This window comes from bacterium, from assembly GCA_021371935.1.
In the GTDB taxonomy this organism is placed as follows: Bacteria; Armatimonadota; UBA5829; order UBA5829; family UBA5829; genus UBA5829.
In genome coordinates this window covers 326,318-351,631 of record JAJFVF010000002.1, presented here as the reverse complement: position 1 = coordinate 351,631, position 25,314 = coordinate 326,318, and the positions used below count along the sequence as shown (strand labels likewise).

The 25,314-nt window shown below is 49.2% G+C and carries 22 protein-coding genes; 14 read left to right on the top strand and 8 right to left on the bottom strand.

Features of this window, described 5'->3' with window-relative positions; genetic code table 11:
- Nucleotides 1-2 precede the first annotated feature (2 nt).
- The 5 genes from LLG46_01655 (at nucleotide 3) to LLG46_01635 (ending at nucleotide 6,949) form a co-directional block, all read left to right on the top strand.
- On the top strand, nucleotides 3-1,058 hold the full coding sequence (locus LLG46_01655; GenBank protein ID MCE5322000.1) for a type IV pilus twitching motility protein PilT: 1,056 nt from the start codon (nucleotides 3-5) through the stop codon (nucleotides 1,056-1,058).
- A gap of 6 nt (nucleotides 1,059-1,064) precedes the next feature.
- Nucleotides 1,065-2,279, top strand: coding sequence for a type II secretion system F family protein (locus LLG46_01650; GenBank protein MCE5321999.1), 1,215 nt, complete (start codon nucleotides 1,065-1,067; stop codon nucleotides 2,277-2,279).
- Nucleotides 2,280-2,356: 77 nt separating this feature from the next.
- Nucleotides 2,357-3,700 (top strand): sigma-70 family RNA polymerase sigma factor, encoded by a 1,344-nt coding sequence (locus tag LLG46_01645; GenBank protein ID MCE5321998.1) that lies wholly within the window; start codon nucleotides 2,357-2,359, stop codon nucleotides 3,698-3,700.
- Between the two features lie 128 nt (nucleotides 3,701-3,828).
- A complete protein-coding gene (locus tag LLG46_01640) occupies nucleotides 3,829-5,628 on the top strand; it encodes a GAF domain-containing protein (protein MCE5321997.1) in 1,800 nt (599 codons plus the stop codon).
- A 94-nt stretch (nucleotides 5,629-5,722) separates the two neighbouring features.
- Nucleotides 5,723-6,949 carry a zinc ribbon domain-containing protein gene (locus LLG46_01635; GenBank protein ID MCE5321996.1) on the top strand — a complete coding sequence of 409 codons (1,227 nt, stop codon included), beginning with the start codon at nucleotides 5,723-5,725 and terminating at the stop codon, nucleotides 6,947-6,949.
- Between the two features lie 91 nt (nucleotides 6,950-7,040).
- On the opposite strand, the gene LLG46_01630 is transcribed toward LLG46_01635, so the two are convergent.
- Nucleotides 7,041-7,568, bottom strand: a complete 528-nt coding sequence (locus LLG46_01630) for a hypothetical protein (protein ID MCE5321995.1) — start codon at nucleotides 7,566-7,568, stop codon at nucleotides 7,041-7,043.
- 238 nt (nucleotides 7,569-7,806) lie between these two features.
- Here LLG46_01630 and argC point away from each other — a divergent pair, with 238 nt between their 5' ends.
- The 3 genes from argC to LLG46_01615 all read left to right on the top strand — a co-directional run bounded on the left by argC (nucleotide 7,807) and on the right by LLG46_01615 (nucleotide 10,629).
- Complete coding sequence (argC, locus tag LLG46_01625; protein MCE5321994.1) at nucleotides 7,807-8,859, top strand: N-acetyl-gamma-glutamyl-phosphate reductase; 1,053 nt, start codon at nucleotides 7,807-7,809, stop codon at nucleotides 8,857-8,859.
- Nucleotides 8,860-8,907: 48 nt separating this feature from the next.
- Entirely contained in the window at nucleotides 8,908-10,107 is a 1,200-nt protein-coding gene (argJ, locus tag LLG46_01620) for a bifunctional glutamate N-acetyltransferase/amino-acid acetyltransferase ArgJ (GenBank protein ID MCE5321993.1), read from the top strand.
- A 243-nt stretch (nucleotides 10,108-10,350) separates the two neighbouring features.
- A complete protein-coding gene (locus tag LLG46_01615; GenBank protein MCE5321992.1) occupies nucleotides 10,351-10,629 on the top strand; it encodes a helix-turn-helix transcriptional regulator in 279 nt (92 codons plus the stop codon).
- Here LLG46_01615 and LLG46_01610 read toward each other — a convergent pair.
- Entirely contained in the window at nucleotides 10,620-12,086 is a 1,467-nt protein-coding gene (locus LLG46_01610; GenBank protein MCE5321991.1) for a hypothetical protein, read from the bottom strand. The two genes, LLG46_01615 and LLG46_01610, sit on opposite strands and share 10 nt — an antisense overlap.
- A gap of 181 nt (nucleotides 12,087-12,267) precedes the next feature.
- Between LLG46_01610 and LLG46_01605 the strand changes: the two genes are divergently transcribed.
- The 4 genes from LLG46_01605 (at nucleotide 12,268) to LLG46_01590 (ending at nucleotide 16,740) form a co-directional block, all read left to right on the top strand.
- Nucleotides 12,268-13,026: a class II aldolase/adducin family protein gene (locus LLG46_01605; protein ID MCE5321990.1), complete on the top strand. Its 759-nt coding sequence runs from the start codon at nucleotides 12,268-12,270 to the stop codon at nucleotides 13,024-13,026.
- Nucleotides 13,027-13,072: 46 nt separating this feature from the next.
- A complete protein-coding gene (locus LLG46_01600; GenBank protein ID MCE5321989.1) occupies nucleotides 13,073-14,815 on the top strand; it encodes a zinc-binding dehydrogenase in 1,743 nt (580 codons plus the stop codon).
- Nucleotides 14,816-14,881: 66 nt separating this feature from the next.
- Nucleotides 14,882-15,676, top strand: a complete 795-nt coding sequence (srlD, locus tag LLG46_01595; protein ID MCE5321988.1) for a sorbitol-6-phosphate dehydrogenase — start codon at nucleotides 14,882-14,884, stop codon at nucleotides 15,674-15,676.
- Nucleotides 15,677-15,681: 5 nt separating this feature from the next.
- Entirely contained in the window at nucleotides 15,682-16,740 is a 1,059-nt protein-coding gene (locus LLG46_01590) for a glycoside hydrolase family 130 protein (protein MCE5321987.1), read from the top strand.
- 3 nt (nucleotides 16,741-16,743) lie between these two features.
- On the opposite strand, the gene LLG46_01585 is transcribed toward LLG46_01590, so the two are convergent.
- The 4 genes from LLG46_01585 to LLG46_01570 are packed head-to-tail and all read right to left on the bottom strand — an operon-like array spanning nucleotide 16,744 to nucleotide 19,394.
- Complete coding sequence (locus LLG46_01585; protein MCE5321986.1) at nucleotides 16,744-17,262, bottom strand: phosphatase PAP2 family protein; 519 nt, start codon at nucleotides 17,260-17,262, stop codon at nucleotides 16,744-16,746.
- Entirely contained in the window at nucleotides 17,259-17,924 is a 666-nt protein-coding gene (locus LLG46_01580; protein MCE5321985.1) for a YdcF family protein, read from the bottom strand. The genes LLG46_01585 and LLG46_01580 overlap by 4 nt, the downstream gene beginning before the upstream one ends.
- Nucleotides 17,925-17,980: 56 nt before the next feature.
- The gene (locus LLG46_01575; GenBank protein ID MCE5321984.1) at nucleotides 17,981-18,400 is read right to left on the bottom strand and encodes a hypothetical protein; all 420 of its coding nucleotides are present in this window, start codon (nucleotides 18,398-18,400) and stop codon (nucleotides 17,981-17,983) included.
- 1 nt (nucleotide 18,401) lies between these two features.
- Nucleotides 18,402-19,394: a lytic transglycosylase domain-containing protein gene (locus tag LLG46_01570; protein ID MCE5321983.1), complete on the bottom strand. Its 993-nt coding sequence runs from the start codon at nucleotides 19,392-19,394 to the stop codon at nucleotides 18,402-18,404.
- 514 nt (nucleotides 19,395-19,908) lie between these two features.
- On the opposite strand from LLG46_01570, the gene LLG46_01565 reads away from it, so the two are divergent.
- Both LLG46_01565 and LLG46_01560 read left to right on the top strand, forming a co-directional pair.
- Complete coding sequence (locus LLG46_01565) at nucleotides 19,909-22,818, top strand: SLBB domain-containing protein (protein MCE5321982.1); 2,910 nt, start codon at nucleotides 19,909-19,911, stop codon at nucleotides 22,816-22,818.
- Nucleotides 22,819-22,986: 168 nt separating this feature from the next.
- Entirely contained in the window at nucleotides 22,987-23,652 is a 666-nt protein-coding gene (locus tag LLG46_01560) for an NlpC/P60 family protein (protein MCE5321981.1), read from the top strand.
- 20 nt (nucleotides 23,653-23,672) lie between these two features.
- Here the strand turns inward: LLG46_01560 and LLG46_01555 are convergent, their stop codons facing one another.
- Entirely contained in the window at nucleotides 23,673-24,476 is an 804-nt protein-coding gene (locus LLG46_01555; GenBank protein MCE5321980.1) for a metal ABC transporter permease, read from the bottom strand.
- On the bottom strand, nucleotides 24,469-25,251 hold the full coding sequence (locus tag LLG46_01550) for a metal ABC transporter ATP-binding protein (protein MCE5321979.1): 783 nt from the start codon (nucleotides 25,249-25,251) through the stop codon (nucleotides 24,469-24,471). The genes LLG46_01555 and LLG46_01550 overlap by 8 nt, the downstream gene beginning before the upstream one ends.
- Between the last annotated feature and the right edge of the window lie 63 nt (nucleotides 25,252-25,314).

Below are 25,314 nucleotides of genomic sequence, written 5' to 3'. Positions count from 1 at the left end.
ATATGCATTTGGACGATCTGCTGCGCACTGTTACCGAAAGAGGGGCATCGGACCTGCACCTGACGGTTGGTCTGCCGCCAATACTTCGCGTGGACGGATCGCTTGTGCGCACCAACTATCGACCGTTGGGACCTAACGATACGCAGCGCGTTATCTATGACATTTTAACCAATGACCAGGTAGAAAAATTTGAGCGTACCAAAGAGCTCGACTTTTCTTATGGTGTCAAGGGAATTGGCAGATATCGCGTCAATGTATACAGACAGCGTGGAAGCGTAGGAGCAGCCTTGAGAGCTATCCCGGATCAGATCCCCACCTTTGAACAGCTCGGACTGCCGTCGGTGTTGAGAGAGTTAAGCAAAAAACACAGTGGGCTGATCTTGGTCACAGGTCCGACCGGAAGCGGCAAATCTACCACCATCGCATGCATGATCGACACGATCAACAGTGAGGACCCGGTGCATATTATGACAATGGAGGACCCGATAGAATACCTCCATCGACATAAGAAGGGAATGGTCAATCAGCGTGAACTAGGCCAGGATACGGATGCATTCGGCAATGCCCTTAGAGCAGTACTGCGAGAGGACCCTGATGTGATCCTGATAGGTGAGATGCGCGACCTGGAGACTATTGCTGCTGCACTCACATTGGCCGAGACCGGTCACCTTGTCTTCGGCACACTCCACACAAGGTGTGCGCCGCAGACCATAGACCGTGTCGTAGACGTCTTTCCTCCGCACCAGCAGGACCAAATAAGGGTGCAGCTTTCCAACACCATCGAAGCCGTTGTCGCACAGCAACTGCTGCCGCGAAATGGCGGAGGCAGATGTGCTGCCATAGAGATTATGGTCGCTACAAGCGCTATCAGAAACCTGATCCGCGAAGGCAAGACTTATCAGATTTACAGCGCTCTTGAAACGGGTGCTCAGTTCGGTATGCAGACTATGGATAAACAGCTCGCCGAAATGAGTCGGATGGGCTACATATCCCAGGAAGAAGCGCTCGCACGCGCTATCGATAGAGAAAACCTAAAGAGATTGATCCAGGGAGGTTAAACAAATATGTCTACCTTTGTCTATACGGCTCTGGACCCGAACGGCAAAACTGTGAAGGGTAAGGTGGATGCTGAGAGTGAGCAGTTGGTGATGTCAAAGCTCCACGAACAGAGATACCATATACTCTCACTAAATGAGGAGCGGTCTCACGCAAAGGCCGTGTCGAGTTCCACGATCCCGAAAGGGAAAGTCAAGCTCAATGATATGGTTATATTCAGCAGGCAGTTCGCTACTATGATTGATGCTGGCATAGCCATAGTACGCTGCCTTGATATCCTGGAGGGTCAGACAAAAGACCCCGTCCTTAAGCCCGTTATCGCACAGTGCAAAAAAGACGTCAAGGGAGGCTTGAGCCTTACCGATGCATTCGGCAAGCACCCGAATGTGTTTTCGCGTCTATATGTAAATATGGTCAAGGCGGCGGAGACAGGCGGTATTCTCGACAAGATTCTGGAAAGACTCTCTGGATTTCTTGAGAGTGAGCAGGAGATTCGAGGCAAGATCAAATCGGCCATGGTATATCCGATCCTGGTTTTGAGTTTCGCCGTGATAATGGTAATCGCGCTCTTCCTGTTCGTATTGCCCAAGTTTAAGGAAATATTCGATTCCATGAACGTTGAGATGCCGGGCGCAACTAAAATGCTCTTTGCACTGAGCGACATTGCGGTCAAATTCTGGTATGTGCTGCCGATACTAGTGGTGGGTGGAGCTTTTGCCTATCGATGGTATCGAAACACCGACAGCGGCGCATGGCAGATTGATATGCTGAAGCTGAAGTTTCCCGTAATCGGCGAACTGGTGCAGAAGATGGCAATTTCACGCTTTTCGCGCACATTCGCTACACTGATCGCCAGCGGCGTTCCGATGATGCGTTCGCTGGAAATAGTGGGAGAGACTTCGGGCAATCGTGTGATTGCACACACGATTGAAAATGCCAGAAACGCCATTCGAGAAGGCCAGAAGATCAGTACTCCCTTGGCGACAAGCGGTCTCTTCCCGCAGATGGTTACGCATATGATCGATATCGGAGAAGAGACGGGCCGACTCTCAGAAATGCTTGCCAAGGTCTCGGATTTCTACGATCAAGAGGTTGATAACGCCGTCAAAGGCCTGACCTCCATGATCGAACCCTGTCTGATCGTTATGATGGGTGGTCTGGTCGGTTTTATCGCCATCTCTATCATGGCTCCTATATTCAAACTGATCAGTTCGGTTGGTTAGAAGTGAGAATTGAAATATAAAATTCTAAATCTCAAATATAAAATGTAGTGAAATCTTTGTTCTTGTGAGGATACAACATGCGGTTGGGAAGCAGTCGAAAGTTAACCGAAGATGAAATCCAGGATCGCCTGGTCCAATATGCGCAGAGTCCGGATTCTAAAATACGGGACGAGATCGTCCTGCAATATGCCAATCTTGTCGAAAGCATAGGCAGAAGATTTATGGGCGCCTGCGAGCCTCTGGAAGACCTTATCCAGGAAGGCTATGTTGGACTGATCACATCCGTCGACAAATATGACGGCGATAAGGGTGTCAAGTTCTCTACATATGCGACCCACTTCATCGTCGGCCAGATAAAACACTACCTGCGCGATAAGGGCAAGATAATCAAGGAACCCGCATGGCTTCAGGAACTCAATCAGAAAATGACTCGGGTGATCGAGTCATTAAACCAACAACATAATCGACAGCCTACTGAAAAAGAAATCGCAGAGATGATGCAGATGCCGGAAAGCACGGTGCGTGAGATGCTGACAACGCGCGAAGTGTTTAAGGTGACCTCACTTGACGGAGACAAAGACGAAGGCTCGGGTCCAAAAGAAGAAGAAAAGATTTCGGACCAAAAGTTGGAGACATTCCAACTTCCTTTGGAAGACAAGATTGTTCTTGAGTCTGCACTCGACAGACTCAAGGATATTGAACAGCAAGTGATCGCAGATCATTTCTATAAAGGGCTCAATCAGACTGAGATCGCAAAAAAACTGGATATAAGCTGTAACTATGTCTCGCACATTCTGCGCAACGGCACAAAGAAACTGCGCAAGATACTCGCTACCGATGAAATTCGAGATGCACAAATGCAGCGCACACATGTATCCAAGCGCAAACCTGGTGAGAATATAGCCGATTCGATGAGTGTGATTGACTCTACCACCGGACTCTACAATCGACAGTATTTCCTGGAAAGGCTCGACGAGGAGATAAGCCGAGCCTATCGTGGAAATCATAAGCTCTCTATCCTGCTGCTTGATATTCAACTGCCTGATGATTTGGACAGGTATGTACGTATGGTCCGCCTGGATGATTACCTCTACAATCTGGGTCAGGCTATGCGCGGACAAGTGCGCAAGATGGACCTTGTCGCCCGCTTTGGTGAGACTTCATTTGCATTTCTGCTCCCGCATACGGCCAGCCATACGCAGCATGTTGCAGACAGAATCTGCTCAATTGTCGAAGCAACCGGAATGGAGTCGGGACGAAAAGGCGCCAAGGTAATCGGCGCGGCAAACGTGGGAATAGCACGATATCCGGCTGACGCATTTACTGCCGAGGATATGCTCGAAAAAGCATTGGAAAACATGGGGCTTACCATGGGACAACTGACCGGTGAAGATAAAACTCAACTAAAGAAAGCGGCATAAGTTTGACCCAGATATAGTGCTGTGTTATAATCGCGTTATGTTCGATGGGCCTGTTTTCAGCGCAGCGGTGCGGCATAGTGTAATGTCGCGCCATTTTCTTTGAAGGCCCCTGAAGCGAGGTAATAGATTTGAACGCCGATGCAAAATCCCACCAAGCGCAATTAGAAGAGCTTGAACGGCAAGTAAAGGAAAAAGATGTAGCCATTGGCGCATTGGAACAGGCAAATAAGCGCCTGGAAGAACGTCTGAAGGAAAACGAGGCTGGCGCATCCGGCCCGACACCCCTTACAGAACTGGAAGAGACACTTAAGCGGCTGGTGACCAGGATCAGCATGATACTTCAGGCCGAAAAGTGCGTCTTCCAGCTTTTCGACAAAGACTCGGGTGAACTCCAAGCCGCAAAACCGGGCGTCGGTATCACCGACGAACAGATAAAAATGTTCAGAGTCCCCGCCACAGACGGCGTCTCGGGTGAAGTGTTCAGAGACCAGAAGCCGATAATCCTTTACGATGCTGTCAACGACCCGCGTACGGTTAAAGAGAACGTTGCACTGCTTGGAATAACCAACGGCGTCTGCGTGCCACTGGTAATTGAAAAGCGTGACGAAGACACAAATAAAGTTCTGGAACGTAAAATCATCGGCACAATGTGGGTCTTCAATAAGCGCTATGGCAATGTCTTCATCCAGGAAGATGTGAACCTCTTGGACAGGCTCTCGCGCAACGCAGCCTCGGTCATCGCAAGCGCACAGATGTATCGAGAAGTCGTCAAGGAAAAAGAAGAACTCGAGCATGTAATCGAGAGCGTATATGCCGGTATCATCATGGTACATAACAGCGGCAGGCTGATGCAGGTTAATCCATCGGCCAGAGAAATGCTCGGGCTTGACGATGATGCAAAGCTGGTGGGCGATTATAAGAGTGCAATCGAAAATGAGATCGTTCGCGATGTAATAACAAAAGCCTTTGAAGAAACCAGCGAAGTACAGGAAGAAATATCACTTCCCGATTTCAAATCTGAGGAAGAAGGCGCTGAGCGCTTTTATCAGGTCCAAACAGCTATGGTGAAAAGCGAGGACCAGACCAACATTGGAATAGTCGCTATCTTCAATGATATAACTGATATTCGCGCGATTGAGAGAATGAAAACAGCGTTCGTATCGACAGTTTCTCACGAACTGCGCACGCCACTGACCTCCATCAAGGGATTCATATCCACCCTGCTGCAAGATACCGAAGGCTTCTATGACAAAGACACGGTACACGAATTCTATACGATCATCGACCAGGAATGCGACCGTCTGACCAGACTTATCAGCGACCTGCTCAATGTCTCCAGAATCGAGGCCGGACGTGCTTTGGACCTCAATCCTGTGCCGGTGGATGTGACTGAAGCAGTAGAAAGAGTGGTCGCTGTCCAGAGGTCATATACCACCAAGCATAAGATAGAGATGGACCTCGACGACAATATGCCGACCATCGTTGCCGACCAGGACAAGTTCGTCCAGATATTGACAAACCTTACCAATAACGCTATTAAATACTCACCCAACGGCGGCACGGTCACAGTCAAAGGCAGGAAACTTGACGGTATGATCCGTATGTCCGTCGAGGATCAGGGTATGGGTATTCCCAAGGAACACTTGCCCAAGGTATTTGACCGGTTCCACAGGGTCGATAACCGAGACACTCGCAAAGTCGGCGGCACGGGAATCGGGCTATATCTGGTCAAACACTTTGTTGAAGCCCACGGAGGCAAGATATGGGTCGAAAGCGAAGTGGGAGTAGGCTCACAGTTCATCTTCGAGGTGCCGCTGTGTCCGCCGCAGTTCGTTGAAGAAATGAAGGAAAATGGCGGCGAGGCTAAAAGCGATCAGCCGGGAATGCGTCCAAAAGATATGGAAAAAGAAGCCCCCGCAGCAAACTAGTAATTGTATAGTTCTAAAAGTCAAAAAGTCGCAGGCATTACGTCTCAGCTTTTTGACTTTTTTACATTGTGACTCAATTTTCTGAGGTGATTGGATGGACAATAATGCTGACCTGAAAAAGAGCCTTTCGATGGGTCTTGAGGACGCACTTAAGGCACAGTTGGTCGCTGGTGAGAACATTATCATATCACTGCCAGGCAGTTTTGGTGAGGCTTTTGCCGTCTCGGACAAACGTGCCTTCGTCGTCAGAGACTGCGACTCCGGGCTTAACGCCGAGTGCAAAGTGTTCAGTTATCCATTGCCCGATGTCGCCGACATAACCGTGGCCTCGTCAGGCACCAGCGGATATATTGAATTGACACTGCGCACACCTGTCGCAGACGCCGAGCAGGCGCGGGTCTATTTTCCATCTTATGACCTCGGCATATTTCAGAGAGCAGTGGATTATATTAACAAGGCTTTATCCTCCACTCAAATGCCACAGTCCACTCCTGCAGCAGATATATCCGGCGCAGTAGGCAATAAGTGTCCCAAGTGTGGAGTGGCGGTCGAAGAACAATCCATCTTTTGCGTTTCATGCGGTGAACAGCTGAGACAGATATGCTCGCAGTGCACTTCCTCATCCCCAGTGGGCTCGCAGTATTGCTCTCACTGCGGTCGAAAGTTTATAGCATATAACCCACACTGTCCTAAGTGCGGGTCGAGAATAATGCGATGGATGCAATATTGTCCCGAATGTGGATCAATGCTGCAGAAGATATGCGTAGCGTGCGGAGCATCAATTCAACCGGACTGGACACACTGCGCAAACTGCGGCAGACTTATCGGTTCGGACAGGCTCGATCCACGATCCGCAATGAATGCTCAGCGCAGGCTTCAGGAACTACGTAATTCGGAATCTCAGAGTTCAAAGCCCGCTGAGCCACCTGCGCCGGAGCCTCAGCAGTCAGCTTCGCAGATGGTTGCTGAAGACTACAACAAGCGCGGCCTAAAATACTTTGAAAATGGCGAACTGGAGCAGGCAGTGCGTGAGTTCAAGACTGCAGTCGAGCTTGAGCCGGAAAACGCCTCATATCACTGCAACCTGGCCGTCGCTTATGATGAGAACGATGATGACGAGCCTGCATTCGCCGAATACTCAAAGACCCTGGAACTTGACCCCAATGATTTAACGGCACTGCTCTCGCTCGGATATATGTATAATGAACATGGCGAGCACTCAAAAGCTGAAGGCGTCTGGAACAAAATCATCGCCATTGCGCCGGACAGCGCCGAAGCACAGGAAGTCAGAGACAATCTCCGGCACCAAGGACAACTTTAACAATTTAGTAATGAATATTTTGGATTTTATATTTGATTGTGGCGAGGCGAGCTGCGTGAGTCGCCGCACAACTCGCCTCGCAGTGCGGGGCCTACCTTTTTCGAGTACGGTTCACTTCGCTCAGATACACCTCATACCACCCCGCATATTTCCCCTGTTCGTAGGCCGCTCTTGTCTTGGACCTGGCTATCTTTAGCGCTTTCGCAGTCCTCGCCCTGGACAAACCGAGGTTTGAAGCTATATTTGCTACTGTCAGACCACTCACACTCAGCCGCAAGACTATCTCTTGAAAGGCAGTAAGCCGACTCACATCAATAAGCTCGTCCAATATGCGATCCAGCATGTCCTCCACCACTTCACTGGAGATGGCACATTCGTCGATTCTGGGCATGCGTCGATTCTCGCTGCGAATTTTTCTATCAAGCTGGACTTGTGTATATGCTCCATGTTCGTATCCGAGGCATTCTGTCGTGGATAAAACAATGTTGACCGCATCTTCATAGTCGATGAGACCCTCATCGGCAGCAAGAAACAGAATATCGAAATTGGTATTGTGCGGCGGGCTTTTCTCGCATGTTTTGTGATTGACTACTGCCTTTGGAATAGCATTACTCAACATATCGGCCTCCTCAACATGTTAGCTGTCGGTCATCGGTCGACAGGCCGAACAAGTGTTCGCTTGATATAATATACCATGTTCACTAATAGTGGTCAACCTATTTTTATAAAATTTCCCCGGTTTTTTCAGTGACCTGTTGCCGGTGGCATTGATTGAGGCTGATCAGATTTGCTAACGTCACCCGCACGCTGGTATAATCGTGCTTGAAAATGCTCGCATGCGAAAGGTTTGATTGGTTATGATCAGGGTTGGAATAATAGGAGCTTCGGGTTATGCCGGAGCTGAATTGACAAGATATTTATTGATGCACCCGGGTGTGCAGATCACATATCTCGCCTCCGGCACCTATGCGGGCAAGCCTCTTTCAGACGCCTATCCCAGTTTTCTTGGTCAGGACCTGCCGCTGTGCGAGCAGTGGGATATCGAAAGTGCGGCGGATAAAGCAGATTTCTTCTTTCATGCCCAGGGAAATGGCAATGGAATGAAGGTAGCTCCGGAGTTGATGGAGTATGGCAAGCAACTCATAGATGTGCCGGCAGATTTCAGGCTTAAGGATATGGCTGTATATAAGCAGTTTTATGGACTGGATCATACCTGTCCTGAGCTTGTCGCCGAAGCAGTCTATGGAATCCCAGAGCTGAACGCAGACAAGATAGCCGAAGCAAGGATAGTGGCCAACGCTGGTTGCTACGCCACAAGTTCGATACTCGCACTTGCTCCGCTTGTTAAGAGCAAGGCTATATGCCCGGATTCGATTATAGTGGACTCCAAGTCAGGAGTATCCGGTTCCGGGCGGTCGAAGTTGACTGTGTCAGGTATGTTTTGCGAGGTCAACGAGGGTCTTAAGGCATACGCAGTCTCTACACATCGACATACGCCTGAGATTGAGCAGGAGCTTACCAGCGTGGCGGGCGAGAAGATCACCATAAACTTTACTCCCCACCTGATCCCGATGAACCGGGGAATCCTGACGACAGCCTACGCCAGTGCCCCAAAGGGAAAAAGCATTCAGTCTGCGGCAGAGATAATTGCTCTGTATAAAGAGCTTTATGCGGAGAGGACATTCGTAGTCGTGCTCGATGAGGGTCAGCAGCCATGCACTAAAAATGTCTTCGGCACCAACTTTGCCCATATAGGCATTGTCTCAGATGCAAGGACCAACCGGATAATCGTTACCTGCGCCATCGATAACATGGGCAAGGGCGCAGCAGGCCAGGCCATACAGAATATGAACGTCATGCATGGTCTGGACGAAACGACCGGTCTGATGATGCCTGCGGTCTATCCATAGTTGAAAGTTGAGGGCAGAGATAAGAGCCCATTTTTATTGGAGTTAAGGATGAAGAAAATAGACGGTGCCGTCACTGCGCCTAAAGGGTTTAAGGCCGCAGGTGTGCGGTGCGGAATCAAGCAGCAGGGCAGTGACCTAGCGATCATATACTCGGAAATCGAGGCATCGGCTGCCGGGGTTTTCACCACTAACATCTTTAAAGCTGCGCCTGTAATCAGGACCATGGAGGCTATTAAGACCGGAAAAGGCAGAGCGATTGTGGTCAACTCGGGAAATGCCAATGCCTGCACTGGCGATCAGGGTCTCAAGGATGTCGATCATATACGCAACTTCACGGGTGAGCTGCTCAACGTACCGGTTGATATGGTCATGTGCGCCTCGACCGGGATAATCGGCCAGATGCTGCCAATGGACAAATATGAGATAGGCATCATGGATGCAGTTGCGGAGTTGGACGAAAACGGCGGCGATGCTGCATCTCTTGCGATCATGACCACTGACACCAAGCCCAAAACTGCTGCCTGCAAAATCGAAATCGGTGGCATTCCCGTGCGCATAGGCGCAATCTGTAAAGGTTCGGGTATGATATGCCCCAATATGGCGACCATGCTCTGCTTCGTCACAACCGACGCCAATATCGATCCACCCGCTCTGCAGAGCAGTCTTGCTTCTGCAGTGGACCGGAGCCTCAACAGCCTGAGTGTGGACGGTGATATGAGCACCAATGACTGTGTGATTATGCTGGCCAACGGCAAGTCGGGATGTGCAAAGATCACCCAGGGCACGTCTGATTTCGAATCATTTGAAAAGGCTCTGGCCGAGATTTGCGTGGAACTTGCAAAACAGATAGCGCACGACGGCGAGGGCGCGACCAAATATGTGGAGGTCAAAGCCGTGAACGCCGAGACCTATGCCGATGCAAAGGCTGTGGTAATGAAAATAGCCAACTCCCCTCTAGTAAAGACGGCCATATTTGGTGAAGATCCCAACTGGGGACGTGTGCTCTGCGCTGCAGGCGGCTCTGGCGCAAAGGTCGACCCGGCCAAGACTTCGCTATATTTCGGCGATGTCAAGATCGTGGAGAAGGGCGAACCAGTTAAGCTCGATGCCGAAACCGCAAGAAAACCTATGCTCGAAAAGGAGCTGTTTATCACTGTCGATCTGGGACTGGGCGCCGAATGTGCAACAGCCTTCACCTGTGATTTTTCATACGACTATGTAAAGATCAACGCCGAGTATCACACATAGTGTTTGTCGGCAGTCAGGCGTCATTCGTCGGCTATCTATTAAGTCAGACAAAAAGCTGAAAATGGACAGCCATAAACGCTTTTAACTTCTATACACCTGCACGTTACATCCACAAATTGTGAACATTGCGCACAGCAGAGGTTCATTTTGCGCCTTGACAGAACAAAAATCTGCTGATATACTTCAACATGTCAATAGTTGAGCGCCTTATGGTCGTTTCCAATCCTTTTATAGGTTGTAATTATGGAGCTGGACAGGAGTAAAAACGAGCCGCGCTGCGAGACTCAGGAAAATCGAACTGTTTCCCTTACGAAGAGGGAGGCCGAGGTCCTGAGCCTGGTTTTGGAAGGGAAGTCATCCAGGGAAGCTGCTGCTGCTTTAGTATGTAGTAAAAGAACGGTCGATTTTCACTTGGCGAGGATATACGACAAGCTGAATGTCTCCAACCGTGTGCAGGCCATGCATCGCGCCACTCTGCTTGGACTGGTTGATGTCAGGCTGCCGGGCAAGCATCAATCATAGGGGCGAGCAAGCCAGGACTTTGTCTCATCTGCAAGCAAATAACCCACTTTGCTGTCTATGTAAGCCACAAGTGTGTCCCACTCCGATCTGAAGAAACTACTCGACTCAATCTTGAATCTAACTTTCTCCTGCTTATCCAGCAATCTTATCTTGTACACACCATACTCGCCCGTATTACAAAAGATCTTCTCATATGTCCCAACCTCATCCCATGAAATTGTTTTTGAGCTGAAGATTGTCCTCATATGCAGTTTGTTCTCATCTGCACAGATACGATAATAATTGACAACTACTCCAAACAGGATAACAAGGGCCAGAGCGAAAGCTGCAATCCAAATGCTGTCATTATTGTGTTGTTTTGGAGTTATTGGAAGCAGTGGCAGAATTCCTATAAAAACAAACATTAGAGGTAGACCATATTTTATCATCCGATGAAGACTCAGCTTAACACCATCTTGAGAGACATTCACATATTGTGGATTTGAGACCCGTAAACGCCGTGGTATTGGCAGGTATATGCCTACAGATTGAAGAGCACGAATTGCAGAGAGAATAAGCCGTCCTGAATCGTCATCTTTCCTATCATAAGGAATCAGAATCCGCCTCTTCGGATCATTCTGTCGTATGAGAATTGCCGACCCGCCATTAGGGTTACCACTCCACGACGCGTGCTCAATTGTTGCCCATGGTATAGTTATGCTTTTGGATTTATGGTGGACTGCTATCGATTCTTCGCTTATGCAGTATTTCCCCACAGTTATGTTTTTAAGGGTGTAGATCGTTGCAGACGCAACCACCACACCCAAAACAGTGACCATAGTGATTATTGCTGCATCAGCAGTCTTTAGCTCTCCACTAAACACTATGCAAAACACTGCAAGCATACTCCAAAGAAAAGCTAAAGGCAGCCACTCCACTCCCTTGACCGATGTCCATTCCATCCGCGTGGGCACCTCGTCAGGAATTGAATACCAGAATGACAGCACACTCTCAGGCAAGAATGGAATATCGGGTCTGCCATCTACCGCCAGATGCTGTCTGATTGATGCGAGCAGGTTTGTAAACCTGGAGGGCCCATATATATCCGGTATTGAGATGGTGCCAACTGATGTGTTTATTTGATAACTCCTACTTCCCAGCAGACCCGAGTTTATCCTTACAGACTCGACTTGGTCCCACAGGGCAGTAAACCTCCGAAAGAAGGAGTGCTGTGTAATGCCATAAGCATCAGTCTTCCAGTAATAGGCATCCTTAAGGCATCTATACAGAGTCCAGATTACCGGCATCAAAATTATCGCGCATCCCCAAATTACAGTCGCCCGCATTTCGCTGAGTATATCCCACATCATTGCTGCCGAAATAATCGGCATGGATGCAAAAGCAGCAATGACAGTGAAAGCAAAGGGGGCAATAAACAACCGATATTCAACATTGTCCAGAGACTGCAGCTGACGCATTATAATAGGCTCCGAATTTGTTTGTGCTTTCATATCATTTCGACGGTCCTTGTCCTATTCCTGCTCTGACTATATCTATGAGAATTCACAACACTGGACTAATTGTGCCGGATTTAGTAGAATACGATGGGTCTTGAGTGCAAGACCCTATGTGCTGTACGGACCTTGGAGGAAATCGAATATGGACGAACAGATGGTGCTCGATCAACTGATCCGCATGTCACTTGAAATCGCCAAACCCGAACTTGATGCAGTAATACTCGGTGAGGGAAATACGTCGGCGAAGATTAGTGACGAAGCGTTCTTTGTGAAGGGCAGCGGAAAATACCTTGGGCGCTCAGGCGCCGACACGTTTGTTAAAGTGGACCTTAAGGGAGCGCTTGCAATGCTCGACGGCCCGGACCTTACGGACGATCAGATCAAAGATGCCCTGTTCGACCTTCGCGCCGATAAATCCAATCCTCTGAAACCCTCTGTCGAGACTACTTTTCATGGATATTTGCTGAGTTTGTCCGGAGTAAACTTTGTGGCTCATACCCATCCTACCGCCGTCAACATGATTACCTGCAGCGTTAAGGGCAAGGAAATTGTAAAGAGCCGCATCTTCCCGGATGAGATAGTCTATTGCGGGATAGAGCCGGTCTGGATCGACTACGTTGACCCGGGTCTTACGCTCGGCCGCACAATCAGGACTGAGGTCACTAAGTTTCAGGACAAGCATGGCTGCAACCCCAAGATGATCATGATGCAAAACCATGGTCTCATTGCCATAGGCAAGACTGCTCATGAATGCGAAGCTATTACGGCTGAAGCGATCAAGACCGCTCGCGTATTGCGCGGCGCAATGCAGTTCGGTGGGATCAACTATTTTACTGAGGAACAGGTTAATCGGATCTACACAAGACCTGATGAAGCATACAGACAGCAGCAATTCAAATAATTCAGTATTTTGGATTTGAGATTGATTATTTAAGGATGGCGCAATTATGAGCGATGTAATAAGCAAATATAAGGCTTTGGATTATAAGATGCCGGAGCAAAACCTTGCCTGGCGTATGCACGAGGCAGGAGTGGAGAACTTCGGCAAGGACGGTACGGATGTGCTTCCAATTTCCAAACCCGGACCTGATGAGGTGCTCCTGCGGGTCGACACGATTGGTATCTGTTTTTCTGACGTAAAGTTGATAACCCAAGGTTCGAGTCACCCGAGAATTACCGGTCGTGACATGCAAAAAGAGCCGGTGACGCCCGGCCATGAGGTCTCCCTGACTGTAGTCGAGGCGGGTGCAAACTATAGAGATACATACAAGCCGGGCGACCGCTTTATCGTGCAGGCCGATGTCTACTATAAGGGCAAAAATATAGCCTTTGGTTATGCTCTGCCGGGTGGTATGGAGCAGTTCGTCACTGTCGGTGAGCCTGTGTTGAATGGCGATGAGGGTTCGTATCTGATCCCTGTGAAACCCGAGACCGGTTACGCTGAGGCGGCACTTGTAGAACCGTGGACTTGTGTAGTTGCGTCATATCGGATCAAGCCGAGAAAGAGTCTGCAACCTGGTGGAGTCACTTTGATCGTCGAGGTCGAGGATGGCAACTGGGAACTGGGTGACTCGATATGTGCAAACGGTGCGCCCGGCAAGATTATCCTGGCGGGTGTGAGTGATCCTCTGAAGTCAAAAATCTGCGGACGCGGAGGATGCAGCGCCGAAGTCATCGAGATTGACAAGCTCCAGCCAGAACAAGTCAAAGCTCTTTCGCAGGAACGCACCGGCGATAAGGGATTCAACGATGTGATTGTGCTCGGCACTCCCAGTCCTGAGCTTGCCGAAGCCTTGAGCGCTTGTCTTGCTCACGAAGCCGTCATGGCGATCTTGGCTGATAAGCCGATAAGCAGGCCGCTGCAGGTGGATGTCGGTCGAGTCCATTATGACTACATCGACTACATCGGCGCAAGGTCCAACAAGGTCTCCGATGCCTACTCAAGGAGCCGCGACAGCGAGTTTACACCCGGTGGCACGGCCTGGTTTATAGGCGCGGCGGGTCCGATGGGACAGATGCACGTCCAGCGCGCAGCAAAAATGACAAACGGTCCTAAGAAGATTCTATGCACGGACGTGGACAACGCCCGTTTGAACTATCTCAAATCCGGCGTGGCTGATGCGGCAAAAGCGAACGGCATCGAGATGGTCTTTTTGAACCCCATGGAAGCCGGGATGGATGCTCAGCAAAAGGCCATCGACGAAATGACTGGCGGCAAAGGCTTCGATGACGTAGTGGTGCTGGCTCCTGTTTCGGCATTGATCGCAGGAGCCGTCAAGCATCTGGCTGAAGACGGTCTTATGAATATCTTTGCAGGGGTTCCCCGTGGGACCATAGCCACGATCGACTTGAGCGTTACATATTTGAACGGGTCACGGTTCGTTGGATCGAGTGGTTCCAGACCGCAGGACATGGTGGACACACTGGCTTATACAGAATCAGGCGAACTACCCGCACGAAGCTCCATGGCGGCAGTCGGTGGTATCGATGCGATGGCAGATGGTGTGATGGCCGTAAAAACACAGAAGTTCCCCGGCAAGACCGTTATATTCCCACATATAAAGCTGCCGCTTACCGCTCTGACTGATCTGGACAAGGTGCTTCCAAGTGTCTATGCAAAACTCAAAGACGGCACATTCTGGACACCGGAAGCAGAGGAAGAGCTGCTCAAGAGCAAGTTGGAGATATAACTTCTGTTTGGAAATGATATCCCTCTAGGTAACTTGTCTGGAGGTTTAATAAGAAAGGCAATTACAATGTGTGAAGCAAGGTTTGATAAGAAAATAGTGCTGGTCACCGGTGGGGCACAGGGCCTTGGTGAAGCAATAAGCAAGAGGTTTGCCTCCGAGGGAGCAACAGTGCTCGTAGCGGACATCAACGAGGACGGCGCCAAGGCGACTGCCGAGAACATCGCCAATGAATATGGTGTAAAGACACAGGGCATCAAGATGAACGTCACGGATGATTTTGAGGTCCATTCCACAATGGAGAAGATCGAACAAGACTTCGGTCGGCTGGACGTGCTAGTCTCGAACGCCGGAATCCTTAAGGCGCATGCCATCGAGGAGTTTCCCGTCAGCGAGTGGAGAATGGTGATGGAGGTCAATCTGGTCGGATATATGATCTGCGCGAAGCATGCCTGCCAGATCATGATGAAACAAAAGAGCGGAAACATTGTTCAGGTCAACTCCAAGTCCGGAAAGAAAGGCTCTTTCCGCAACTCGGCGTATGCAGCCAGCAAATTCGGCGGCATCGGCCTCACTCAGAGCCTTGCCCTGGAGATGGCTCCTCATGGTGTGCGTGTGAACTCTGTCTGCCCGGGCAACCTGCTCGAGGGCACACTCTGGCAAAACAGTCTCTTCAAGCAGTATTCCGAGACTCAAGGCATATCAATCGAAGAAGTAAAAAAGAAATATATGGACCAGGTCCCACTTGGGCGCAGCTGCACCTATGATGATATCACAAATGTGGTCACATTCCTTGCTTCAGACCAGGCAAGCTATATGACCGGCCAAGCGATCAACGTCACAGGCGGCCAGGAGATGAGATAATTAATATGAACATCAGGCGATATCCCGAAAACCCGCTGATAAAGCCATCGGATGTAAAGCCGTCTTTGCCGAACTTTGAAGTCCTATGTGCGTTTAACGCAGGTGTGATCGAGCACGGCGATGAGATAATCCTTCTTATGCGCGTGGCTGAAAGACCGATAAATCACGAGCCTGACCTGGTGTTGGTCCCGATTATAGACTTCGAGGAAGGCACTGCCAGGCAGAAGGTACTTTCCTTCAGTTCAAAAGCTGACGGCATTAACCTGGCTGACCCACGTATTGTCGAGTTTCCAGGCAAAGTGTACCTCACTTCGATATCTCACTTCAGGATCGCCCGCAGTAGAGACGGTGTTCATTTTACTGTTGACGAGAAGCCCGCAATTGCTCCAGATCAAGAATACGAGGCATACGGCGTCGAGGACCCCAGGATAACAAAGCTGGACGATACTTATTACGTGGTCTATAAAGGTGTCGCACCCACTGGAATCACTCAATGCCTTGCCAGCACGAAAGATTTCATAACCTGGCAAAAGCATGGGGTAATTCTGGCTCCGGAGAATATGGACGGTTTGCTCTTTCCGTCACGGGTGCGTGGTAAGTATGCCCTGATGCACAGGCCGTTTCCCAGGTTCATCGGTTCTCCAAATATGTGGATCGCATACTCCGAAGATATGGTCCACTGGGGAGAACATAAGTTTATGCTTGCCTGCGCTGAAGGCACATGGGAGGGTGGCAGGCTCGGCGGCGGCGCAGTGCCTTTTATGACTGAAAGTGGCTGGCTGGCAATCTATCATGCGGCCACGGAGGGCGACCGCTACTGCCTGGGTGCTCTGCTGATGGACAAAGACTATCCCGAGAAGGTGATTGCAAAAAGCCCGGCTCCCATTCTGGAACCCGAAGCTTCATATGAGGTGAATGGGTTTAAGGGCAATGTTGTCTTCACATGCGGGGCTTTGCTGCGGGGCGATGTTGTGACCATTTACTATGGCGCGGCTGATGAGACTATGTGCGCAGCCGATTTAAGCCTTCAGGAAATTCTAGACAGCCTGGAGCCTATTAAGTAGAAGTTACCAGACGGTCTGGTATGCCAGGCCGCCTGGAGTTATTGCGACATGACTGCCGGTGAAATGCCGTGCCACATAATGACCTATGAGCGCGCCGGCAATAACATCTCTCCACCGGTGCTCCCTTTCCTCTACGCGTGACCACCCGATTGCAGATGCAGTGCCGTATGCCGCCCACTTGATATCGGGTTGGTAGTCTGCAAGTGTAGTTGCCATAGCAAACACGACTGCGGTGTGCGCACTGGGGAAACTGTCATCTTCATTGCTTTCGAGTCGCTTTTCATGGACCGTATGCTTTAGAAGCTCTGTAATTGCTGCGGTTGCAAACAGCGCTTTAGCCCCATCAACGGCTTCCTGTCTGCCATTTGTGCCGGAATAATACAGACTAAGCTCACCGGCCAAGATTAATGGCCCTGTCAGGTCAGAGACCACGCTTGCCGCGCTGCTGTCCGCATATGCTGGAAATGCCCATAGTATTATCAGTAATGCAAATAGCGCTCTGGAAAAAGTTTTCAGTTTCAAATTCTCTCTTTTCTTCCCATTACAGGCTTCGGATGCCTGACATATACATCAATTACCGCGCTGAAGCAGGCTGGCAATTCTCTAAAAGACATGCGCGCATTCCAATGGCTCTTAACATCCGCAGGCACTCCGCAAGCATCAATACCAATACGTTTTGATATGAAAAGTGCCCTCTCTACATGCGAGCGCTGGCTGACTATTACAATGCTGCTCAGCCCAAAAATATGTTTTGCCCTATAGATGGAGTCATAAGTCCGCCTTCCCGCAAAATCCATCACAACATCATCAGGAGCAACACCGTGACTTACTGCGTAGTCACGCATTCGCTGAGGTTCGTTGTAATGAGTAAAACGGTTGTCGCCGGACATGAGCAGTTTATCCACCCTGCCTGCTTGATACAACCTGATGGCCGTGTTCAGACGGTCGGCTAAAAGTGTTGCAGGCTTGCCGTTTTTATGGACCTTGGCACCAAGGACAAGCGCAATTTTACCGTGAGGCATCGCAGCAATATGTGTGCGGACTTGATTACGTGTCGATATATGTACCCACAGACGTGCGCCTACCAAAATGGTGATGACCATCGCTGTTGACACGCATATGCAAAGCAGGGCCTTTTTGACTTTCGGACATTTTATAGCCATCTCAAAATAGGTTCTATGCACGGAGAGACAATTCCTCTCGGAACTGCAATGTTGCAATCAAGACGGAAAAGATGAGGCTATTTGCCGGGGGTGCTGTCGTCGGAGCAGACAGCGACAATACATGCCGCTATAAGAGCAATCAGAGTCTGGCTCAAATGCTCACCGCTGTCCGAACCATGATACTTGCCGTCGTTTATGTGGGTGGGAAAAAATTTTTGCTCACAAGTAATAAGTCCTGCAATTGAAAGCGCATGCTCGGCGTCAGGGACAATTGCTCCAAGTGCTCCCAAAAACTCTGGTGAACCAATTCCATTAAGTTTGGCAATTGCTGCAAGCGTCCCCGCCATAAGCGGAACTTCCACGCAAGCATCAAAATCCCTGTGTGGCAGCACATCTGCGAGAATATGTGAGGCAACTCCACCGGCAAACGCGCCAGCTTTGCTTTTTACAAGTGATCCTATTGCCGCGCCGATCAAAGCATGTACTGCTCCGCTCATTTCATTTTACCCCGCAGAGCTGCTTATATATCGAAACGACCCTGCGCACATAATTCTGAGTCTCTTTATATGGAGGCACTCCACCATGCTTTTTGACTGCGCCGGGACCGGCATTATAGGCAGCCAGTGCAATAGCAAGGTCATTCCAGGTAAGTTCAGACCAAGCTTTACCGCCGACCATCCTGTCGATCATACTTCGGATATATCGAACAGAGCCGTATATGTTTTCCACCGGGTCGTATGCATTATTGACGCCAAGACCAGCCGCTGTGCCCGGCATTAGTTGTCCCAGACCCTGAGCACCGCACCGAGAAGTTGCATCGATCCTGAAATGTGACTCGGCCAGAATAACTGCGCATACAAGTCTGGGGTCCACTTGATATTTCAAGCCGAATCCGACCACGCTCCTTGCAATTTTGTCTGCCTGGGCTTCTGAGAGTTTCTTGTTGAAACTCTTGATCGCATTCTTGTAAGCAGCTACAAATTCTTCGTACGTCACTTGCTTGCCGTCTTGCTTGTCCTTTTTCTTATCCGATTTTGTTGCCTTGACCCTAGCCGCTTCGGCCTTAACAATTTTTGTCTCCTCATCTTTGTTTGTTGCCTGCTCGCGCCTTTTCAAGTCGATATCATACGTGCATGCGACAAGCCGCAGATCCGAGAGTGAGTGAGTCGAGCCATCGCCTATCCGCACGAGGCATGCAAGCTCAAGAGGTGGGTTTTCAGACGGCAACCTGTCCGTACTCACTATAAATGAGCCATTATTTCGTGCCGTGATGATAAGACTGCTGCCGCTTGAGTTTTCTGAGTACCCGGACACTGTACCCCTAATCTCAAAAACCTTGCCAATATATGAACCGGAATCTGCGCGCAATGTGGACAATGGCAATTTGGTGAGCAGTTTCTTTCGCAGCGACAAATACTCTTTTACCGACATAGGTTCGTCGGCAAAAGCCGCTGAGGAAACAAGAATCAAAAGAGGAATTATTAAGATCAAACGCAGTCTCAAGCCGATATCTCCCGGCAAAAAGCTCTATATTTAGTATACCATACTACGCACATCTGAAAAATGGAAGCAGACAACCACCCGCATTATTCACTAAGTAAATCACGGTTGGTCGCTTGTATATCACTATAGTTTTTCACACCAGTAAAACCACATACAAACGTGCAATTTACTGACCGTAAATTGCTTAGGAACGTGAATAATGCTATCGGAGACCCGTATTATGTGCTTCACGCATAATACGGGTAAACTGTTTCCTTGACACCTGCACTCTTGCCTCATATAATCTACCCAGGTTGAGGTTCGTTCCGCTGAATGAAAGCCCATCCTAATTCAATAGTATGTGAGTAAAGATATGAAGCACATCAACGCCTTTCTACTAAGTATCACTCTCCTCATTATTGCTCATGTTGTCCCGGCCGCCAATATAACAAATAACCCTGCCGGCCAACCAACGAATCAAACTCGAATCGGGACAAACACCACCAACCAGAACCAACGCCCCATGTTTGTGGAAGGTGCTGTTGCTGAGCAAACAAATGCCGAGAAGTTACAGGAATCAGAAGTATTGATCCAGCAGAAAATGGCGGATATAAAGGGTGTGCTTGAAGACATTACAACCCGCATTGACGCTCTGCGTAGACAAACATATCGACCTATGCAGGAAGACATGGACCGCTTAACCAGAGATATTAAGGCAGCTGAAACCGAACTTAGTAAGATAGATATTACTACACTCTCCCCACTTACACGACTGCAGCGTGAGCAGCTCCAGGACAAGATGTTCGAATGCGATCTGTCTATGGAGATACTAAGCCGACGCTGGAACAGCGATTGGGACGTCTTCGGAATGGATTTTTTCCAGAGCCCACCACCAGTTGCATCGCTGGATAACAGACAAGTGCCGGATAATTATGTCATTAGAAAAGGTGATACTCTTCTTATTGTTGTCCACAGCAGTCTGGGCGCTCAGGATGAGTATTCACGCCAGGTGGACAATCTCGGAGACATAACACTGCCCGGAGCAGGACGAGTGGCAGCTGCTGGTCGAACCGCATTAAGCCTGCAGAAAGTGTTGGCAGGAAGGATATCATCCAGATTCCGACAGTTAACGGTGGATGTTATTGTCCAGGCCATGTCGCCGGTTCAGATACAGGTAACAGGTGATGCAGTCAGACCAGGAACCTATGTGCTTAACGGCCTGGCAACCGTTACAAACGCTCTTTATCAAGCAGGCGGTCCAAAAAAGACCGGGTCAATGCGGCATATATCGCTTCTGAGAAGTGGCCACCCAGCGCAGAATATTGATCTATACGATTTTGTTCTGAAAGGCAACAAAGACAAGGACGTCATCCTCAAAGGCGGAGATTCAATATTTATTTATCCAGTGGGTCCGACAGTTGTGGTAAGTGGTGAGGTGATTCGTCCAGGACGCTATGAACCGGATTTCCCAATAACCCTCGGGCAAGCAATTAAAATGGCAGGGGGTACGAAACCGGGCGGTTTTCTAAAGAGTGTTCAAGTAGAACGTGTTGAAAATGGCGAATACAGGGTGCTGTTGAGCGAAAACATAGACGGAAAATCATCATTCACTCTGCAGCCGGGTGACCAAGTCATCATCTCGACAGTCAGACAAGACCCCACCAATCAGGTCGAAATAAATGGACTTGTGGGTGTGCCGGGAATGTATGGTTTCAAAGAGGGCATGCGGGTCAGCGAACTGATCAGGATGGCACAGGGTCTGGTAAAGGATAAAGAAGTATATGGACCAAGAGCCGATGTTTTGCGGATTGAGCCACTCAAGGGAACCCAGATAATTTCTTTCAATCTCGACAAAGCCTTGAATGATGACATAAGCAATAATATCGAATTGCATAAACTGGATCGAGTGTTTGTTTATTCCCCAGACCAAGTTGCGTTTCAACCTAAGCTGGTTTCATTGATAGGCTGCGTTGCTCGTCCGGGTACATACAAACGAAGCGGAGGTATGAGAGTAAGCGATGCCATCGCGGCCGGTGGTGGTGTGTTACCACAAGCCTATTTGCAGCGTGCTGATCTTTTCCGCACAAAGCCTGATAACACAACAAGCCTGATTAGAGTTGACCTGCAGGCGGCATTAAGCGGCGATACTGATGCAAATGTGGAATTGCAAGATCGAGATAAATTGACAATCTACACTCACGATGAAGTCCAATGGCAAAACCATACCGTCCGTATTGAAGGAGCTGTTCAGAAGGCAGGAACATACACAAGGTCCGAGAATATGCGGGTCAGCGACCTCATATTTTTGGCTGGGGGTCTGATGCCTGAAGCGGCTGACTCTATAGAGGTAGCACACTTGTCGCAGCTCGGTTGCAGTGTGGTCAATAAAATAAGAGTCGCTGAATTAAAACCGAACAGTAAAGCAGATATACTTTTAGGCGACCTCGACGTTGTGACCGTTCCATCCGTCAATCCATATTTGCGCGAACCAAATGTTGTCTTTATAGATGGAGAGGTAGCAAAACCCGGACCTTATGTGCTGACCGGCCCGGATGATAAGTTGACTGACTTAATTAAGAGAGCAGGCGGATTGACTCAATATGCTGATGTAAACGGTCTTCTGTTCCTGAGAAATAAAGATACATTCGAAAATGAACACCAGAACCAGGATTCGGATATTATCCTTGATAAGTCCAGACTCTTTGCCGACAAGCAGTTCCTTACCCAACTTGCTCAGATGGGTGTTAAACTGCCGGAAAACTTTATACTTTCCACCAACAAAAATTCTGATGATCTAACAAAGCCTGCAGATGTACATGGGGACTTAAAGACGCAAGACGAACTGGCTCAGGCAAGCATGTCGGCAAATGCAGAATATAATCAGAAGGCAGAAGAAGTCATACAGGCACTGGCAAAAGAAAAGCAGCCCGACCAGCTCAGTGCGATGGGAGCACCCGTTGATGAGCAAAATCTTGACAATTCGGCTGAGTATAAATCGCAAATGCCGCAGATCACAAGCGCAAGGATATCCATAGACTTGGTGAGCGCGCTTAAAGATTCAAATTCTCCCAATAACCTAGCTCTTCGGAATGGAGACAGAATACACATTCCAAAAATTACTACAGTTGTCACTGTGATAGGATCAGTACTGCATCCGCACTCATTTGCGGCAAACACTGGTCAAGGTGTCGATTATTATATAAAACGATCAGGCGGTTATGCTCAGGACGCCGCACGTGGTAATGTGGTTGTCGTACGTCCAAATGGAGACGCATTGCCTAAGGCCGATGTTAAGTCTGTGAATGCAGGCGACATTATTGTCGTTCCAAACTCAGGACTCATCGATATCGCAAAGAAATGGGAAAGAGCCGGTACGGTAACTAAAGTGATCTCTGATGTATTCAGCTCACTATACGTGCTTACCAAACTATGATCTCCTTCATAGCCCGGAACAATAAGGTGTAGATAGATCGTAGACTCAATGATGAGTAAATTGGAGCCAACCAATAATGTAAGGCCGGCAATGCCGTTTCGCAGGCTTTGTGCATGGATCTTTGTCGGATTACTGGCAGCCACTGCGATAACCATTAGAGTGGCAACAATGACGACCGGAGTAAGGCTATTGCTGGTCGGCACGTTGCTTTTCGGCTTGTTTACAGCCTTGATTTATATTATTAAGTTACCTGGCTCGCACCCCAAAGTGCTCTACCCCGGCCTTTTCTTCATAGCACTGTTTGTGGTTTGGATGGTTCTGGCAAACAGACAACCTAACGTGCCTCTGCTTCGGTCGACATATGTCAAGCGACTGATGAAATTCGACGGTACTCGCTATGTCCGGGGCGGCGAGACAACCAGCGGGATAGACAGCTCGGGTCTTGCGAGGAGCGCACTGTGGCAGGCTATGTTGATCGAGGGTGTACGTGAGTTTAACCCGGAACTGATGGGCAAGGATTTCTGGAAGTTCTGGTGGCGAGATTTGAGCGTCGAAGCAATATTGAATGGTAATTATGGCTATACAAAAACAATCGGCAAAGCAGCAAAACTTGCCGGGTATGACACTTCCAGGCTTGAATCGGGAGATATGGCTGTCGCCAGAAACGGAATTCACATCCTCATTTATCTTGGGAAGGACAGATGGATCGAAGCAAACCCGAATGAAAAGAAAGTGATTATAAATAGAGCTCCCGCAAACTCCAAGCGCGCATGGTTCAACGTTCCCGTAACTTTCGTGCGCTGGAAAATCTTGCAGGAACCCCACAATAACTGATCTAGCCCGTATTATGCGGGCTAGTGCCTGAATTTGGATATCAGCCATCCTGCAATCAGTAGGACAAACAGACAGGCGACAATAGCAGGTCCTGAAGGCAGGTCCATCTGGAAAGACGCATATAGTCCGCAAACCGTCGCTATGGCGGACGATCCTAGTGCCACAATATATATTCCGCTCAAACGCTGGCTCACAAGCAGACCCGTAACCGCTGGGATCACCAGGAATGCAAATACAAGCAGTGTACCTGCAAGCCGGATTGCCAGTGAGATTATTACACCCAAGATCAGGAAGAACAAAAGGTCCCACCATCCAGATTTGATTCCGCAAGCTCGGGCAGTCTCCGGGTCAAACATAGAGAATAGAAATTGTTTGCTCAGCAGCGAGTGCACGGCTATTGAAGCTATGCCTGCACATGCCATAAGCCAAACCTGACCCGGAGTTACAGTGAGTATATTGCCTGAGAGCACATCCAGCATCCGGCCCTCGCCCTGGGCGCTTTTTGCAACAAATAGCACAGCCAATGCGGATGCCAGCGCGTAGCCGATTCCAATAAGGCTTTCCTGAGTGGTCCGGCGGTCTTTGGATTTGACTGAAAATGCCGCCACTCCGCCAAGTGTAAGAATAAGGGAAACAATAGATGGACTATAGCCCGTACAAAGAGCCAGGCCAACTCCAGCGCTCGACACTTGAGCCAGAGCCGCCCCGACAAAGACTATCCGCCGCAGCACTACGTACACACCAAGATACGCGCATACTGCTCCCACTATCAGGCTGGCTGCTAATGCTATCTGGAGAAATGAATCGTGAAAAGCGCTAAGCATCTTTGCCTCCTGTAACTATAACTCGCCGTCCGCCGAATGTTCCTACTTCCAATCCGATCTCGTATATGTCCGGAAGGTTTTTCGATGAAAGGACCTCGTCGATATCGCCTATCATTCGCAGGCCGCCGTCTATTAGGGCAAGTCTCTTTACATAATTAATGACAACATTCAGCAGATGACTGACCATTACAATCGTGATATTGTCGGCTTCGTGCAGTTCGCTCAGAAGCTCCATTATTGCATGCTCGCTGGCAATGTCCATATCGTTAGTCGGCTCGTCAAGGATCATGACTTTCGGCTCAGCTGCAAGAGCACGGGCGATAAGCGCACGCTGTTTCTGACCACCACTGAGTTCTCTATATGACTTACCCGCCAGATCGGCTATTCCCGCATGGTCAAGACACTCCAGCGAATATTCTCTGTCACGCTTCGATGGACGTCTGATTGCTCCAAGCAGAGGATATCTGCCCATAAGAGCAATATCCATAACGGTTAGGGGAAAGACTTCATCTATAAACTGTCTCTGAGGCACATATCCAAATCTGACGTCGCGCTTTCTATTTATTTGCCCTGCCAGTGGCTTGAGAATTCCCAGCATTGATTTGAGCATAGTCGTCTTGCCGGTTCCGTTCGGCCCGACTATTCCCAGAAAGTCCCCTTCGTTGAGCACAAAATTGAGGTCACATAGCACTCTGTTTTTGCCATAGCCCAAGTCGGCATGGCTGAATGAGAGCATCTCAACCTTTTGTGATTTCTTCTTTTCAAGGTTCAACATGATTATTTCTTTCTTGCTTGAGGTACAGTGGTCCAGGCAGAGCCCGGACCACTGTATTGCTGA

What these genes read in the sequence shown, in the direction of transcription:
- LLG46_01630 (MCE5321995.1), bottom strand. Translation starts at nt 7,568, where the DNA reads ATGTTGAGTAATGCTATTCCAAAGGCAGTAGTCAATCACAAAACATGC.
- srlD (MCE5321988.1), top strand. Translation starts at nt 14,882, where the DNA reads ATGTGTGAAGCAAGGTTTGATAAGAAAATAGTGCTGGTCACCGGTGGG.
- LLG46_01610 (MCE5321991.1), bottom strand. Translation starts at nt 12,086, where the DNA reads ATGCGTCAGCTGCAGTCTCTGGACAATGTTGAATATCGGTTGTTTATT.
- LLG46_01560 (MCE5321981.1), top strand. Translation starts at nt 22,987, where the DNA reads ATGACGACCGGAGTAAGGCTATTGCTGGTCGGCACGTTGCTTTTCGGC.
- LLG46_01635 (MCE5321996.1), top strand. Translation starts at nt 5,723, where the DNA reads ATGGACAATAATGCTGACCTGAAAAAGAGCCTTTCGATGGGTCTTGAG.
- LLG46_01575 (MCE5321984.1), bottom strand. Translation starts at nt 18,400, where the DNA reads ATGAGCGGAGCAGTACATGCTTTGATCGGCGCGGCAATAGGATCACTT.
- LLG46_01655 (MCE5322000.1), top strand. Translation starts at nt 3, where the DNA reads ATGCATTTGGACGATCTGCTGCGCACTGTTACCGAAAGAGGGGCATCG.
- LLG46_01590 (MCE5321987.1), top strand. Translation starts at nt 15,682, where the DNA reads ATGAACATCAGGCGATATCCCGAAAACCCGCTGATAAAGCCATCGGAT.
- argJ (MCE5321993.1), top strand. Translation starts at nt 8,908, where the DNA reads ATGAAGAAAATAGACGGTGCCGTCACTGCGCCTAAAGGGTTTAAGGCC.
- LLG46_01555 (MCE5321980.1), bottom strand. Translation starts at nt 24,476, where the DNA reads ATGCTTAGCGCTTTTCACGATTCATTTCTCCAGATAGCATTAGCAGCC.
- LLG46_01645 (MCE5321998.1), top strand. Translation starts at nt 2,357, where the DNA reads ATGCGGTTGGGAAGCAGTCGAAAGTTAACCGAAGATGAAATCCAGGAT.
- LLG46_01600 (MCE5321989.1), top strand. Translation starts at nt 13,073, where the DNA reads ATGAGCGATGTAATAAGCAAATATAAGGCTTTGGATTATAAGATGCCG.
- LLG46_01605 (MCE5321990.1), top strand. Translation starts at nt 12,268, where the DNA reads ATGGACGAACAGATGGTGCTCGATCAACTGATCCGCATGTCACTTGAA.
- argC (MCE5321994.1), top strand. Translation starts at nt 7,807, where the DNA reads ATGATCAGGGTTGGAATAATAGGAGCTTCGGGTTATGCCGGAGCTGAA.
- LLG46_01550 (MCE5321979.1), bottom strand. Translation starts at nt 25,251, where the DNA reads ATGTTGAACCTTGAAAAGAAGAAATCACAAAAGGTTGAGATGCTCTCA.
- LLG46_01565 (MCE5321982.1), top strand. Translation starts at nt 19,909, where the DNA reads ATGTTTGTGGAAGGTGCTGTTGCTGAGCAAACAAATGCCGAGAAGTTA.
- LLG46_01650 (MCE5321999.1), top strand. Translation starts at nt 1,065, where the DNA reads ATGTCTACCTTTGTCTATACGGCTCTGGACCCGAACGGCAAAACTGTG.
- LLG46_01615 (MCE5321992.1), top strand. Translation starts at nt 10,351, where the DNA reads ATGGAGCTGGACAGGAGTAAAAACGAGCCGCGCTGCGAGACTCAGGAA.